A 13,689-nucleotide genomic window follows, 5' to 3' on the forward strand; every position below is an offset into this window, starting at 1 on the left:
CGGTGAGGTAATCGGCCTTGTTTTTAAAGGGGAGCCTTGCTAAACCTGGTTAGGACGAGTTTGGTTCGTATTCGCTTGAGCCGTTTTCGCGGCTCCATGAGAGGAAAAAATGCGCAGAACCTGTCCTATCTTCGAACAGTCGAACCCGGTGCAGGTCGGCACTGACCGACGTAAAGGTCTTAAGTCGCTATTCGCGACTGCTGTCGCCGCGACCTTGGTGCTTACCGGGTGCTCGAAAGGCGGTGCCGATGACACATCAGCTGTTGACGATGCATCCAACGGTGACGTTGCTGTTGAGCGTGTCGCTGCAGTCGGCATGGGCGACGGAGACACGCTCATGGCTCTGGGGATCAAGCCGGTTACCGTTTCTGCGTGGGGGCAGGAAGGAGATGTAGACGAAAGTGGCGTAGGTCCATGGGCTCGCGAACTGCTCGGTGATGCTAAGCCTACTGTTATCTACGGAGCAGGAACCGGTTTCACTCCCGAGATTCTGGAAAAGATCGCCTCTACTGACCCCGACCATATTATTGCTGTGAACGCTGCTGTAGATGAGCAGGCTGAAGATTCACTCAATAAAATTGCGCCGACCACTCTTAAGCCTGAGGGGTTTGAAGACTGGCAGGTTCCGTGGGAAGACCAGGTAGAGCAGATCTCTGAGGCAGTAGGCAAAGAACAAGAGGGTGACAAGCTCATCGAGGAGACTAAATCTGCCTTCGAAAAATTCCGTAAGGAACACTCTGAACTGCAGGGTGAGACTGCCGCAGTAGTAATGCCTTACGATGGCAAAATTGGTATTTATACCTCGGGTGATGGTCGCGGTGCTTTCATTGAATCCCTAGGTTTTGAGATCCCTGAAGAAATCGAGGGCGACGGTGAATCATTTTATCGAGATGTTGCTCCCGAAAACTATGACATCTTCAATAATGTTGACCATCTGTTTGTATTAGACTACCAGGGTGCTGTTGACGAGCTGAAGAAAGAACCTACCTTCACCAATCTCGACGTAGTCAAGGACGGTCGCGTCAAGTACATCTCCGAAGATGTTGGTAATGCAATGAGCATGCCTAATCCGGTTACTATCCCATGGGCCATTGGCAAGATCAACGATTCGCTGTAGTGGTGAGCGATCTCCTTTGAACTCCGCTCCAGCAGCACAGCAGCCCCCGTGCCGTTCTGCCCACCGATGGATGTACTTGGCCATCGGTGGGGTTCTTGTGTTTGTGCTGTCAGTCGCGTCTCTGTTCTTTGGCTCGAACGACGCTGGCGTTACCGAAATCTACCGCGTTCTGCGTGTCGGCCCGACCTTCAGTAGCGGTAACGAACAGTTAGAGGCATTGCATGACGTGATCTGGCAACTCCGTATGCCACGTATGATGCTTGCGGTCTGTGTGGGTGCAGCTCTCGCCATGGCCGGTGCGATAGCGCAGGTCTGGACGGGAAATGTGCTGGCAGATCCAGGCATTCTGGGAGTTAATGCGGGAGCAGGGTGTGCGATAGCCGTAGGCATTACCTTTGGGGTTTCCGGATACTCCGAGCGCGTAGTGCTGGCGCTCTTCGGAGCCGCAGCCGCTGCTGCCATTGTCTTACTTGTATCTAGAGTCTCTGAGGATCCACTAACCCTGATCCTTGTAGGTATTGGTGTAATGCTGTGTCTACAAGCAGTAATGAACCTCTTAGCTCTTTATTCGAGCTATACCCTAAACGCTGTTCGAATGTGGGCGGTTGGATCTACCTCTGGACGGGGTTTTGATGACGTGGCACTAGCTGCAGCAGGCCTATTCCTTGGATCAATCTTCGCTGCGCTGGCGGCTAAACCAATGGATCTTCTATCGATGGGGGACGACTCTGCACGCAGTCTCGGCGTGAATCCGCGGACTGCGCGTATCCTCGCTGGTTTTGCGATTATCTGTCTAGCAGGTTCAGCTACCGCAGCAGTTGGTTTAGTGCTGTTTATTGGTTTCGCCGCTCCCCATGTTTCACGCCGTTTCACTGGCCCATCGCTAACTCGGCTCTTGCCCGGTTGCGCGCTCACTGGGGCGGCAGTGACGTTGGTAGCTGACGTCCTAGGCCGGTTCTTGCTACAGCCAGGCGAACTTGAAATGTCAATCGTACTAGCGATGGTGGGGGCACCTTTGATGATTGCTGTAGTGGTCTCCGGATCGCGTGCGAATTGGTAGAGGGACGCATGAGTAGCTCTTCTTCCGCGAAAATACGCAAGATCCAGCGTCACCGGATGCGTCGTGAAATTTTCACTGCACTTGGATTTGCTGTACTAGCAGCTATCGCCTACTGCGCCCTGCTGGGACAGGGGCCCTTAAAACTGACTCCCTTGGAGGTCATCGATGTTCTAACAGGTGGTGGGGATCGGCGTGAGATTACTGTCGTGTGGGAGCTTCGCCTGCCGGTGGCTCTAGCAACACTTATCGTAGGAGCTGCCCTGGGGGCTGCAGGTTCGTGGACACAGATCATGGCTCGGAACCCATTGGCCTCGCCTGACATTTTAGGTGTTTCTGGGGGAGCTGCAGCCTTTGTCGTATTTGGGACCGTTTTGGCGCGCCCAGAAATCGCAGAAGACCTAACCAAATTTTGGTATCGCGCAGCGCTAGCGCTAGTCGGAGCTACCTTCGCGATCATTCTATTGGTTGTTTTGGCGGGATTCGGCGTTTCTCAGAGGGTCGTTCTAGTAGGTTTAGCTCTCTCGTTGATGTCAAGCGCATTGATTTATTACGTGATGGCACGGGCGAACATGCATAGAGCTGCTGAGGCACAAACCTGGTTGTCTGGGTCCACCGCTTTTGTTCGGATGGACGCAATTTTGCCTATGCTTCTAGGATTGGTTCCGTTTCTGTTTATCGGGATATTCGCACACAGAAGAATCACTCTGCTATCCCACGATGACGAAAGCGCGACGACTCTAGGGGTCAATGTTAAAAGAACTCGAGCCGAAGTATTGTGTGCAGCGACAGGGGTTGTAGCAGTAGTGGTTTCAGTTGTTGGCCCAATTGGTTTTATTGCTCTAATGGCTCCGCAGGTATCGCGTATAGTTTCCGGATCGCCAGTTCCATCCCCGATGTCCGGTGCGGCAGCAGGAGCGGCGTTGCTTACCGTTTGCGCGAATATCGCGGCTTTACTGCCTATGAGCGCCCCGGTCGGTCTCGTGACGGCGATTGTCGGAGGGCCAGTACTCGTCTGGCTAGTTTGGCGTTCAGTGAGAGAAGCGAAGTAGTTATTAGCTATGGAAGATGGCCGCACAATGATTCAGGACGAACCTCAGGGACTCGACGTCGTGGCAAACCAGCTAGTGGCGGGCTACGGGAAGAAACGTGTCATTGAGGGGATCTCGATTGAGGCTGAAGCTGGCTCCGTAACTACTTTGATGGGCCCAAATGGTTGCGGAAAATCAACCCTACTGAAGGTGCTTTGTAGAGTCCTGACCCCAGACTCGGGAACTGTCACGATCGGAGGCCATAATGTTCACTCTCTCGGCGCAAGAGCAGCGGCACGTAAAGTTGCATTGCTTCCACAGCACCCATCCTGTCCGCCGGGTCTGACAGTCGGCGAGCTTGTTGCCCGTGGCCGACATCCGCATAGAAAGGCGTGGCACCGGCAGAACCAAAAGGATATGGACGCCCTGGAACGCGCTCTAACGGTTACTCGAACCGGAGAACTGGCCGACCGATACGTTTCCGAACTCTCCGGCGGACAGCGCCAGCGTGTTTGGATGGCGATGGTTGTGGCACAAGAAACTCCCGTAATCCTCCTCGACGAACCCACCACGTTCCTTGACCCGAAGCACGTTTTTGAGGTCTTGCAGCTCGCTCGCCACCTGGCTGAAGAGGGAAAAGCAGTGATCATGGTTCTTCACGACCTCATATCTGCAGGGAGCGTGAGTGACAAATTAGTCGTAATGAAGAATGGGAGGAAGGTAGTAGAAGGACCGCCGGCCGAAACCCTGACCGAAGAAGTGCTTGCAGAAGTCTATAAACTACGCGCCGAGGTATGGAAAGATGATGGGCACGGTGCACCGATCGTTGTGCCACGAGGTGTGATTAGTGGATAGTTTTACTTTCTATGCAGAGGGTTTTTCATTCGTCCTGCGTAAAGAAGCGATGAACTTTGATCGCCCAGGTTAACCATTTCGACAGGATTGCGTAACTGTAGTCGATTGAGGCAAGAATGGGGAAAGCTCTCAGCTAGAAGTGGTAGGCGTTCGAGGGTGCCGGGGAAGTCTTCCTCATACCTCATGATAGTGTCACGAGTTATATTCCAGAAAGTTTCCTCGGGTAGGATATCGAAGTCGTCCGCAAGTGCGGCAACGTGACGAAAAACGCCATCGATCACATCGGTATGAATGGAAAGTGCTCGTTGCTCAGCAGTCATAGAACCATCATCAACCTGCACTCTTTCGATAGTCGGCGGAAGCTTTCGGGTTGCATCTACGACTGCTACCTCCTCACCAAGATCCTTAAAAAAGCTGCCGACTGGGAACCCATCGTTTAGTTCGAGGATTATGTTTTCAGTATGCGGCATAAAGACAACAGAATACTCGGCTAGAGCTCGAATTATTGGCCTCAAATAGACCTTCATTAGTGCGGCTACCCAATCCTCAGGTGTTCGTCGTGATTTATTGATGAACTCTCTCAGGAGAGGGATTCCCGAAGCGTCTAAATGAAGAATACTGGCCATCGTCACCGCTACACATCCTGGCTGCAAAAGCGGAATAGGGGACTGTCGCCATAAGGCTGCGAGCATCTTTTGCTCAGGGGTGTTGCCAAAAATCGCGGACCCCTTCTTATTCGAGTGATAAACGTCTCCGACATACCCGATAGAGGCTATCTCTGGCAGAAGTCGGGCATTTGATTCTCGAAAAACGACGTCGTCCCCAAGTAACTGTTCAAGCCAGTCGTTAATAGCTGGTGTGGTTTTCATATATTCGGGTGATAGCCCACGAGTAAAGCCCATGTTTCTGACCGCGGTAGCAGTTTTGACGTAGGGTAGACTTGGTTCAGACAAACAGAACAAAGTTCTGAGAGACTGTTGTGGATGGTAGAGTTCAGTACCGGGACCTACGAAGACTAGTCGCTTTGCGATTATGTCTTCAGCAAATGTATTAACGATTTTGTTGTCCCACTGCCAAGGATGAACCGGGAGAGGCAGGTAGTCTTCTACCTTTAAGCCTTGGCCTTCGAGGCATCCTCTAAACTTCGCTGCCATGTCGTGTCCGAGAAGTTTTGGAAGCGCACCTTCGATAGAGGGCAGCGACGAACTCGTAGCGGTCACACATGTTTCACGCCGCGCGGCTAACCAGACTACCTGAAAAGACTCTCCGAGTTCAGGAACAAAGGACTCAAGTTCCAGCTCACTCATGCCGCCTCGACCTGCGTTGGCTACAAAACCTGGATGCCCACCGAGCATAGAAGACTCGACAAACTGGAAGTAGCTCGCTGTTTTGAAAACACTTTGGTCTTCTTTTGCAGGACAATCTGCTAAAACTGCCGACGATGGCCGAGGCCTTGACAACGCTCTTGTTTGAGTAGCCACCGTGGCCTGAACTTCCGAAATATAGGTATTGACAAACTCCTGAGGCATACCTAGCTCCGAGGCGGAGTTTTTGATCAGTGTACTCAGGCTGACGGGAGCACCCCCAAGAAAACGGATGGAGTCCGGTTGGATGCTGAGGTGGTCAAGCTGGTGACGACGAGCACGGAAAGCTAGAGTGTGCGACCCCCAACGGACGCTATATTCTTCCGAGTTACCGGACTCTGTGGGAACAGCATCGAGAAGCCTCTCATGGATAAACTCCCGAAGAGCCTTCGCCAATTGGCTATTGGCAGCCATTTCACCGTGCAGTCGAAGGTGTGAAGCTGCATAGTCGAGGGGTGAAAGCGCTCTAGCCGGTAGCTTTTCGGTGAGGGTGTTGGGGAGGACTCTAGCAGAAGCGTGACCTGCTAAACGTGAGGAGCGAAAGTGCTCGGGCTTACATACCTGGAAGCGGGCTGTCTTGTAGACACCGCTGAATTCACCTTTAACTGAAGTTAGTCCAGGGACGTCTGTAAAACCAGCGTCGAAATTTTTACGAAGAATTTGATGATTGCTGCGGTCTGGCTCTACCACGATAGAGGGGGACCCTTGTACATCAAATAACCATCGCACAACAGCCGCAAAAATGCAGTCTGTTAACCCGTGTTCAGGAGGGCCATCCAAGGGTTTGACAAGGATATGCATTCCAATTGCATCAGCAGGGATCCCTCTAGAAAGAAACTCCTTCAGAATACTTCCCGCGGAGTAAGTTTCCACTAACGCTAAAGGTTGGCCTTCCCGACCTACTAACCAGGCCGCTTCGAACGACGAGCGGAAAATCCGGGAATATTCATTTCGGACTTCGTCGAGAGACGAGTCAAGAGCGCCCCAAAAAGACGATTGCGGATGGGTAATCCAACTATGAATAAGATCGGAGTCTCGGACAACATTGACCGGGAAGATCTCAAGAGTACCGCAGCTAGTGAGGATAAAGGATGCGTAAGAATTTGGAAACAACATTACCTAAAGAGCTCCTCTTAGTTCAGTTTCATCATACCTTTCGTGTACGCCGAACGTTTGAAACGCGATACTGCGCTCAATCCGATAAACTTCGCGGCCAAGAATGCTCCGCAGGATTATGGAGTTCCTCCATGGCCCCATGCCAAGATCCGGAGCGTTCAGTGAATGGGTGTGTTCCTCCGCGTTTTGGACAAAAATGGTTCGACTTTTATCGACGGAGAAATCCCGACCAACGGCAAGGCGTTCGTTTCCATCAAAATTTAATTGTGGGCGGGAAGCTTCAAGGAAGGCAGGGACCTTAGGCCGCCCGTAACCTGTGGCCAAAACGACATAGTCTGATTCTTGTGGTATTCTGGTCCCGTCTTCGCCGTAAATAAGTTCAAGTTGACATTTACCTTCACTCTTGCCGATCCAACGTGCACTCCATCCGGCGCGGAGCGAAGAGCGAAAAGAACAAGGCAAACCGTCATCGATATCAAACCGGTAAAGATTGTCATAAATCGTGTTTATAGTATCTGCTGAGATGCCCTTGTAAAGATTTCGTTGACTCCTGTTTATTTTGTCCCGCTTAGCTTCGGGGAGAGAATAGAAGTGGGCTGCGTACTCTGGACTAGTTAACTCCAAAGTTAATTTTGTGTACTCCATTGGAAAAAACCTAGGAGAGCGCGTAATCCAGTCAAGTCGTGTCCCCTTTTGTGCGTGCGTAGTCATCTGGTCTAAATAAATTTCCGCCGCAGATTGGCCGGAGCCGACGATAGTTACGCTATCTGCCTCCAGAAGTTCTTCCCGGTGATCTAGATACTCACTTGAGTGGATCACCTCCGGGAATCGTAAACTCTCCGAAAGTTCTGCTGGGACGTGGGGCACAGTACCGACACCTATTACGACGTTGCTAGCCAGTACTACCTGTTCGCAGCCGCTAGAATCGTCATATTTGACTTCCCAAACGTCTGGTGTGTGCCTGCTAACGCTCTTAACTTTAGAGCACCAACTTAAAGTAGTTAGCTGCTTGCTGACCCATGCGCAGTACTGGGAATACTCGGAACGGAGTGGATAAAAGTCTTCTTTTATGTAAAAACGGTGGATGTTTCCCCGAGATTTACAGAAGTTTAAAAAACTAAACGGACTTGTAGGATCCGCTAGTGTTACGAGATCCGCCAAAAAGGGTACCTGAATCGTTGCCTCTGAGAGCATCATTCCTGGATGCCAGCAAAACTTGGTTCTCTTGTCTAAAAATTTCGCGGTGATTTGCTTGCCATCGACGAGTGGCTGAATTAACGCTGCAAGACCTAGGTTAAAAGGTCCTATACCTACACCTACGATGTCGTACACATCTTTCATTTGAGTTATCTCCAGTTTCACTTTAACGGGGCTGTATGCTCTTGGGTTTTTAAGTTGTGAGAAAAAGTTCGAGTAATCTCGTGTAAAAGGTCATCGATACTGTTTGGACTCAACGTCGGGTCGAGGACTGTGAATTTAAAGCATGGATGATCGTCGACGACGGTAGTCGCGACTACGCCCTTTCCTTCGCTGAAAAGGTGGTCTCTAACTTTATCGATTAACTCCTTTTGCTCTTCTTTAGTGGCGCAAGAATGCGCGAACGGTGTGAAGAGTACTGTCGTCAGACGCGGTTCCTCAAGGAGCTTCAGGGACTCGTGCGCTTCGACCTTTTTCGCGATTGCTTTTGCTAGATCTATGCAACTGTCAAAAGCCTCTCCAATCGCCTGTGGGCCGTGAGTCCTTAATGTCAACCAAAGTTTTAAGGCATCAAACCGTCGCGTTGTTTGCAAAGAGTAATCAGCAAGATTCCGTTGTTTAGCGTTGGTGGGATTTAGGTAATCAGCATGTTCTTTTATTAGCTCAAAATCGTCGTGATTTTGGACGGCGAGCGCGCTACAGGCCACCGGTTGGAAGAAAGTCTTATGGAAATCGATTGTTGCGCTGTTGGCTCTCTCGATGCCTTTCAGTCGGTGTCGATAGTCCGCAGACACTAACAGCCCTCCTCCGTAAGCTGCATCTACATGGAGATATATGTTTCGGGCGGCGCAAATTTTGCCTATATCGTCGATTGGATCGATGCAGCCTCGGTCTGTCGAACCCGCTGTCGCTATGACTGCTGCCGGCACCATGTTTTTTGAGGCCGTCTCCTCGATATGGTCGGCTAGTCGTAAAGGATCCATCGTCCCGGGTTTATCTTGTGGAGCCGATACGGTGATGATGGCCTCCGGGTCGACGCCTAGAGTTTTCAAACCCTTAGTAACCGAGTAGTGGACATCTGGAGAAACGAAGAATCTCAGACGTGCTAATTTTTGCGCTTTGCTTAATCCTTCCAGGTCACTGTGATTCAGTGCCCTGTTCCGCGCAATTAGTAAAGCTTGTAAGTTTGATTGAGAGCCTCCAGATGTAAAGACTCCTCTGACATGGGTTTCGCTTTTGGCGGCCCCAGTATCTACACTTAATGTCCATCCCAGAAGACGGTGTAACCATGCCATAATTCGCTGTTCTATTGAAGCTGCTGAACCTGCCTGGTCCCAACTTTCGATCGCGGTGTTTAACGCTGTAGCAACCATATCGCCCGCGAATGCGGCACTCGTTATAGGGCAGTTTAGATGGGAAACATACTGAGGATGGTGGTACCAAACAGCATGATTGAGCCAAAGATCGTCTAGCTCGGTAAGCGCCGTCCGCAAAGCCCCAAGGGGTTGGTCGAGATTGACTTTTGCAATTCGTTTTTCTAGTTCGCCTGGCGGTGTCGATCCGCAGGGGGTATCTGCATTTCGGAAGTGACGGTCTAGATAGGCTTCCACCTCAGTGATTGCACTGTGCAGGGGGCTTGTATTCTTAGTCAAGAAGTTCCCGGTTAGGTTGCGGAAGCCGTCGCTGTTCGGCTTATTTGTCATGTGCGTGAGGGTATGGCGTAAACGTTCGTTGTGAAGGTCTCGGGGGTGTTGTTCAGTGCTAACGGACTGATAATGCTTCAGTTTTTCTTTAATGCCTAATGAGGGTTTCGTTGGCTTACTCTCGAGCTTTCCGAAACTTTTGCGAGATTGTGTACTTTTCTGTGCATGTGGGTGCGTCTCACGACCTTTTGAACTAGGTAAATAGGCTACTCGACTCAATCCTGCTGGTTTAATTTAAAACGGATATCAAAGCTTCTCTAAAACTCTGCTCTCATTGTCTTCAGTTCCTGTGAATTTCCACGGAGCAATCAGGGGTGTCCGTAGGCCAGTTTTAACTGTGTAAAGTTGTCCAAAACTTGGAGCAGCCTTTGTAACTTTCGAGGGGGTGGAATTGCCGGCATTTAGGTCGATGATTTCGCAGAGCCTCGTCTCGGTTAGGTATGGCGGCCGCTCCGGTTCACCTTCCGGTCGGTGTTATTCGCTTCTTGTGGCCTGATTCTGGTTGGCCTGCCCAATCTCGCCCCGTGACTAATGGCGTGGCCGTGTTTATCGGCGCACTCTGTTGCATCCTCGGCCGTGGGCATGGTTGCCGAACGCGACCGCGCCGGCGCGTCCTCGATGTACCTGTTTGCCTACTACGCCGGCTCCTCCATCGTCGGGTGGTTCTCCGGCGCTGTGTTCGGCCACTTCGGTTGGATGGCGCTGGAGGTCTGGCTTGGCATTCTGGCGATTGTTGCCGGTATCGCGGCTACCTACGGGCTGCGTGGGGAGAGCGAAAAGTAATCTGCTTCGGTGAGGTAATCGTTCTTGTTTTAGAGGATGGTTTGGCTAAATCTGGTTAGTGCGATTTTGGTTCGTATTCGCTTGAGTCGCGTCCGCGGCTCGGTGAGAGGAAAAATGCGCAGAACCTGTCCTATCTTCGAACAGTCGAACCCGGTGCTCGAAAGGCGGTGTCTTTCGGGACGGTCGCGTCGGCATCGCCGAATTCCTACCCGGGTAACTCCGCAGCGAACTTGTTGGCTGTCGACATTCCGGTTTAGGCAGGTACGCTCCTGCTGAAGTTATTTTCGATGTTGCCTATCACTCAATTTTGAATGTGCCCATATTGAGTCTGGCGGTTGCTTGGGGTGTCCAGTTTTCAGTTAGCCGTGTTCGCTAGCCTTATCGTGCGTTGCTTTCCTTTTGAGCAAGGGGAACGCTCGCAGAGCTGAAACCCCGATAAGGTTGTTCGCAAATCGTTCGACCTTAACTATCAAAGCGCAACGAATGAGAGGTAGAGGCATGCGTGGAAAAGGATCCATTGGCGGTTTTACGCAGGCATGCGTTTTGTTCGCATTTTTCCTCTGCCTCGCGTCGTCGCTGTGGGCGATTTTGTCGGGGGTGGAAGAGAATGCCACTGCCATCTTCGTATCTACAGTGAGTGGTTTGGTGGGGCTGCTCTGCGCGCTATGCGGAGTGCGGTGGCGCATTACCGACGACACACTCGTCGTCAGGCAACTCGGGTTCACACGAAAAATCTCGTTGGGCCGAATCGACGATTACTCCATCATCCGCGATGCCAGATGGAAGCAAGGCGTAGGTATCAGGTTCGTCGGCCACAAAGAATGGGGCATGGTGTGCGGATCCGACGAGGTCGTCACCGTCCACTTCGGCGAATCAATACTGCACTTCAGCGCCGATGACGCCGATGCAGTTGTGTCCGCGCTCGATCAGCGGGTGGCGAGCTAACTAGGGGCGCCGCCGTCGGCAAGCAATTTTGTCTCAGTGGCACCTCATGCAATAATTTGCCAGTTGCCTGCCGCGAGGTGGGCATAGACCGCGTGCGCTCGGGACGGAAATCCGGCGCACAAAGCAAACCAGGTCAAGGAGAACCGCAGTGATTCAGCAAGAATCGCGTCTGCGGGTCGCCGATAACACTGGTGCCAGGGAAATCCTGTGCATCCGCGTTCTCGGAGGCTCGACTCGACGCTTCGCCGGTATCGGTGACGTCATCGTGGCGACCGTGAAGGAAGCCACCCCCGGCGGCAACGTGAAGTCTGGCGAGATCGTCAAGGCCGTCATCGTGCGTGCCAAGAAGGAAACCCGCCGCCCCGATGGTTCGTACATCGCGTTCGACGAGAACGCCGCTGTGCTCATCAAGCCGGACGGCGAACCCCGCGGCACCCGCATCTTCGGGCCGGTCGCCCGTGAGCTGCGCGATAAGAAGTTCATGAAGATCGTGTCCCTCGCCCCGGAGGTGATTTAAGTGAAGATCCGCAAGGGCGATACTGTCCTCGTCATCTCTGGCCCCGATAAGGGCGCTAAGGGCACTGTCATCGAGGCCTACCCCACCCGGGACAAGGTCCTCGTTGAGGGCGTCAACCGCATCAAGAAGCACGTTGCTGACTCCGCCCAGGAGCGCGGCGCTTCCTCCGGCGGCATTGTCACCCAGGAAGCCCCGATTCACGTTTCCAACGTCATGTTGGTGGATGAAGAAGGCACCCCGACCCGCGTCGGCTTCCGCTTCGACGATGAGGGCAACAAGGTTCGCATCTCCCGCCGCACCGGGAAGGACATCTGATCATGAGCGATAACTACACCCCCCGCCTCAAGACGCGGTACCGCTCCGAGATCCGCGAGAACCTGCAGAACGAGTTCAACTACGACAACGTTATGCAGATTCCGGGTATCACCAAGGTCGTCGTCAACATGGGTGTTGGCGAAGCTGCACGTGATTCCAAGCAGATCAACGGCGCCATCCACGACCTGACCCTGATTACCGGTCAGAAGCCGCAGCTGCGTCGTGCCCGCAAGTCGATCGCTAACTTCAAGCTGCGTGAGGGCATGCCCATCGGCGCCCGCGTCACGCTGCGTGGCGACCGCATGTGGGAGTTCCTCGACCGCCTGCTGACCGTGGCCCTGCCGCGTATTCGCGACTTCCGTGGCCTGTCTGACCGTCAGTTCGACGGCCACGGCAACTACACCTTCGGCCTGTCCGAGCAGTCGATGTTCTACGAAATCGACATCGACGAGATGGACCGGCCCCGCGGTATGGACATCACCGTCGTCACCACCGCGACCAACAACGAGGAAGGCCGCGCGCTGCTGCGCGAGCTCGGCTTCCCGTTCAAGACCGCTCAGCACAAGGACTAATAACAGTCCCACGCTGCACAACGCGGCCTAGAAAAGCCCGCCCCCGGATGCGTTCCGGTGGCGGGCTTTCTGCGTGTGACGGGACTATATTCACACCATGTCCCGCACGTGCGCACTCAGCGTTGCTTTTGGTGCCATCACCGCCGCCGCCGTCGGTCGGTGGGTATGGATCAGTCGAGTAAATAACGGCCCCCAGGGGCGTGAACACGGCCCCCACGAACCACTGCCGGTGGTCTACGTCGCCGGCTCGTGGCAGCCAGAGTGGCTCGCCCAGCGCGCCGCCAATAGTCTGCGCCGCCGGGGTTTTGATGTGTACCCGTGCACGCTGCACGACCCAGAACGCCCCCGCACCTTGGTCACCCGCACTGTGCGGGACATATCCGAAAAACTGCCTGCCTTCGTCGACGAGGTGCTCACGAAAACCGGGGCCAGCCAGGTTGATGTGGTCGCCTACTCACTCGGTGGTCTCGTGGTGCGCTACTGGCTGAAGGAGTTCGGTGGCGCCGAGGTGGTGCGCACTGCTGTGTTGCTCTCTGGTGTGGTGCAGGGCAGCCCGGTGGAGCAGTGGCTAGAAGAACGCGGTTGGCTGCCGACGGGGGATTCCGTATCCGAGGTAGCCCGCGGCGGTGATGAGATAAAAGGCCTAAATACGCCGCAGGAGGCGGTAGAAGGCGTGCGCTATGTATGCATCACCACCCGGTACGAGATTGATGCTGCACCCTATGAGATCAACTTCCTCAGTGGCCCGGGGGAGTACGACAATATCCTCATCCAGGATCAGCTACCGGGCGAACCGATTCTGCATCAAGGATTGGATCAGTTGTCTGGTGTATGGGCTGGTGTGGCAGATGCCCTGCGGGGTCGGCCGGTGAACTTTCAATCAGTGTTGCCGTGGCGCAGGAAGTGGTGTGGGTAGAGGCCCCCAAATGGAGGGGTTGGTTTGGTGGGTGGGCGGCTCATAGGCGATTTATGTAGCCCCTCAAAAACGCTTTGACCGGCAGAGAGTAACGAAACCATTACAAGCGCGAGAGGCATGTGACGCAAGTGACGCATGTGACGGTTTGAGTCCGAGTCGTTGCCAACTTGACATCAGTCGTAATACAAGGCAGCCTTTGGC

General features: G+C 53.3%; 13 protein-coding genes. 10 read left to right on the forward strand and 3 right to left on the reverse strand.

What is annotated here, in order from left to right; translation table 11 throughout:
- Positions 1-148 precede the first annotated feature (148 nt).
- The 4 genes from KRX51_RS01645 (at position 149) to KRX51_RS01660 (ending at position 4,060) form a co-directional block, all read left to right on the forward strand.
- The gene (locus KRX51_RS01645) at positions 149-1,117 is read left to right on the forward strand and encodes an iron-siderophore ABC transporter substrate-binding protein (protein ID WP_370624970.1); all 969 of its coding nucleotides are present in this window, start codon (positions 149-151) and stop codon (positions 1,115-1,117) included.
- A 70-nt stretch (positions 1,118-1,187) separates the two neighbouring features.
- The gene (locus KRX51_RS01650) at positions 1,188-2,177 is read left to right on the forward strand and encodes an iron ABC transporter permease (RefSeq protein WP_218361213.1); all 990 of its coding nucleotides are present in this window, start codon (positions 1,188-1,190) and stop codon (positions 2,175-2,177) included.
- 8 nt (positions 2,178-2,185) lie between these two features.
- Complete coding sequence (locus KRX51_RS01655; RefSeq protein ID WP_218361214.1) at positions 2,186-3,226, forward strand: iron chelate uptake ABC transporter family permease subunit; 1,041 nt, start codon at positions 2,186-2,188, stop codon at positions 3,224-3,226.
- Between the two features lie 27 nt (positions 3,227-3,253).
- A complete protein-coding gene (locus tag KRX51_RS01660; RefSeq protein ID WP_218361215.1) occupies positions 3,254-4,060 on the forward strand; it encodes an ABC transporter ATP-binding protein in 807 nt (268 codons plus the stop codon).
- A gap of 2 nt (positions 4,061-4,062) precedes the next feature.
- Here the strand turns inward: KRX51_RS01660 and KRX51_RS01665 are convergent, their stop codons facing one another.
- From KRX51_RS01665 to KRX51_RS01675, 3 genes are read right to left on the reverse strand one after another with little or no spacing between them, the layout of a single operon-like run.
- Positions 4,063-6,540 (reverse strand): GNAT family N-acetyltransferase, encoded by a 2,478-nt coding sequence (locus tag KRX51_RS01665; protein ID WP_218361216.1) that lies wholly within the window; start codon positions 6,538-6,540, stop codon positions 4,063-4,065.
- A 3-nt stretch (positions 6,541-6,543) separates the two neighbouring features.
- On the reverse strand, positions 6,544-7,881 hold the full coding sequence (locus KRX51_RS01670; protein WP_218361217.1) for a lysine N(6)-hydroxylase/L-ornithine N(5)-oxygenase family protein: 1,338 nt from the start codon (positions 7,879-7,881) through the stop codon (positions 6,544-6,546).
- Between the two features lie 17 nt (positions 7,882-7,898).
- Complete coding sequence (locus KRX51_RS01675; protein WP_218361218.1) at positions 7,899-9,440, reverse strand: pyridoxal-dependent decarboxylase; 1,542 nt, start codon at positions 9,438-9,440, stop codon at positions 7,899-7,901.
- Positions 9,441-10,022: 582 nt separating this feature from the next.
- Here KRX51_RS01675 and KRX51_RS01680 point away from each other — a divergent pair.
- The 6 genes from KRX51_RS01680 to KRX51_RS01705 all read left to right on the forward strand — a co-directional run bounded on the left by KRX51_RS01680 (position 10,023) and on the right by KRX51_RS01705 (position 13,488).
- Positions 10,023-10,223, forward strand: a complete 201-nt coding sequence (locus KRX51_RS01680; protein ID WP_218361219.1) for a hypothetical protein — start codon at positions 10,023-10,025, stop codon at positions 10,221-10,223.
- A gap of 498 nt (positions 10,224-10,721) precedes the next feature.
- Positions 10,722-11,168, forward strand: a complete 447-nt coding sequence (locus KRX51_RS01685) for a hypothetical protein (RefSeq protein WP_218361220.1) — start codon at positions 10,722-10,724, stop codon at positions 11,166-11,168.
- Positions 11,169-11,316: 148 nt separating this feature from the next.
- Positions 11,317-11,685 carry a 50S ribosomal protein L14 gene (gene rplN, locus KRX51_RS01690; RefSeq protein WP_218361221.1) on the forward strand — a complete coding sequence of 123 codons (369 nt, stop codon included), beginning with the start codon at positions 11,317-11,319 and terminating at the stop codon, positions 11,683-11,685.
- Positions 11,686-12,000, forward strand: coding sequence for a 50S ribosomal protein L24 (rplX, locus tag KRX51_RS01695; RefSeq protein ID WP_218361222.1), 315 nt, complete (start codon positions 11,686-11,688; stop codon positions 11,998-12,000).
- A 2-nt stretch (positions 12,001-12,002) separates the two neighbouring features.
- Positions 12,003-12,572, forward strand: a complete 570-nt coding sequence (gene rplE / locus KRX51_RS01700) for a 50S ribosomal protein L5 (protein WP_218361223.1) — start codon at positions 12,003-12,005, stop codon at positions 12,570-12,572.
- Between the two features lie 97 nt (positions 12,573-12,669).
- Entirely contained in the window at positions 12,670-13,488 is an 819-nt protein-coding gene (locus KRX51_RS01705) for a triacylglycerol lipase (RefSeq protein ID WP_218361224.1), read from the forward strand.
- Positions 13,489-13,689 lie beyond the last annotated feature (201 nt).

This window comes from Corynebacterium sp. TAE3-ERU12 (assembly GCF_019209905.1).
In the GTDB taxonomy this organism is placed as follows: domain Bacteria; phylum Actinomycetota; class Actinomycetes; order Mycobacteriales; family Mycobacteriaceae; genus Corynebacterium.

Excerpts from the sequence above, each read along its gene's own strand:
- KRX51_RS01650 (WP_218361213.1), top strand. The coding sequence starts at position 1,188 with ATGTACTTGGCCATCGGTGGGGTTCTTGTGTTTGTGCTGTCAGTCGCG.
- KRX51_RS01655 (WP_218361214.1), top strand. The coding sequence starts at position 2,186 with ATGAGTAGCTCTTCTTCCGCGAAAATACGCAAGATCCAGCGTCACCGG.
- KRX51_RS01660 (WP_218361215.1), top strand. The coding sequence starts at position 3,254 with ATGATTCAGGACGAACCTCAGGGACTCGACGTCGTGGCAAACCAGCTA.
- KRX51_RS01665 (WP_218361216.1), bottom strand. The coding sequence starts at position 6,540 with ATGTTGTTTCCAAATTCTTACGCATCCTTTATCCTCACTAGCTGCGGT.
- KRX51_RS01670 (WP_218361217.1), bottom strand. The coding sequence starts at position 7,881 with ATGAAAGATGTGTACGACATCGTAGGTGTAGGTATAGGACCTTTTAAC.
- KRX51_RS01675 (WP_218361218.1), bottom strand. The coding sequence starts at position 9,440 with ATGACAAATAAGCCGAACAGCGACGGCTTCCGCAACCTAACCGGGAAC.
- KRX51_RS01680 (WP_218361219.1), top strand. The coding sequence starts at position 10,023 with ATGGTTGCCGAACGCGACCGCGCCGGCGCGTCCTCGATGTACCTGTTT.
- KRX51_RS01685 (WP_218361220.1), top strand. The coding sequence starts at position 10,722 with ATGCGTGGAAAAGGATCCATTGGCGGTTTTACGCAGGCATGCGTTTTG.
- rplE (WP_218361223.1), top strand. The coding sequence starts at position 12,003 with ATGAGCGATAACTACACCCCCCGCCTCAAGACGCGGTACCGCTCCGAG.
- KRX51_RS01705 (WP_218361224.1), top strand. The coding sequence starts at position 12,670 with ATGTCCCGCACGTGCGCACTCAGCGTTGCTTTTGGTGCCATCACCGCC.